The sequence below is a fragment of the Frankia sp. CcMO1 genome (assembly GCF_977945845.1).
This window is the reverse complement of record NZ_CDWTMG010000003.1, coordinates 43,623-44,154: the sequence shown is the minus strand read 5'-3', so window position 1 is coordinate 44,154 and position 532 is coordinate 43,623. Positions and strand designations below refer to the sequence as shown.

General features: G+C 63.9%; 1 protein-coding gene. It reads right to left on the bottom strand.

The genetic code is table 11. The features are described from left to right. Positions 1 to 532: cbb3-type cytochrome c oxidase subunit I (locus AC08OU_RS01130; RefSeq protein ID WP_476604088.1), on the bottom strand; the 532-nt coding region annotated here is incomplete at both ends.

The window sequence follows — 532 nt, the reverse complement described above, 5'->3', positions numbered from 1 at the left end:
CCGTCCAGAAATGGATCTTCCCGAGCCGGTCGTTCATCATCCGGCCCGTGACCTTCGGGAACCAGAAGTAGGTGCCGCCGAAGGCGGCGAACACCACGGTCCCGAAGATGACGTAGTGGAAGTGGCCGACGACGAAGTAGCTGTCGCTGACGTGGAAGTCGATCGGCGGGCTGGCCAGCAGCACCCCGGTCAGGCCACCGAACAGGAAGGTCACTAGGAAGCCGACGCAGAACAGCATCGGCGTCTCGAAGGTGAGCTGCCCGCGCCACATCGTGCCGATCCAGTTGAAGAACTTCATCCCGGTCGGCACCGCGATGAGGAAGGACAGGAAGGCGAAGAAGGGCAGCAGCACCGCGCCGGTGACGAACATGTGGTGCGCCCACACCGCGACGGACAGGGCGGCGATGCCGATGGTGGCGAAGACCAGACCCTTGTAGCCGAACAGCGGCTTGCGGGAGAAGACCGGCAGAATCTCGCTGACGACGCCGAAGAACGGCAGGGCGAGGATGTAGACCTCGGGGTGGCCGAAGAA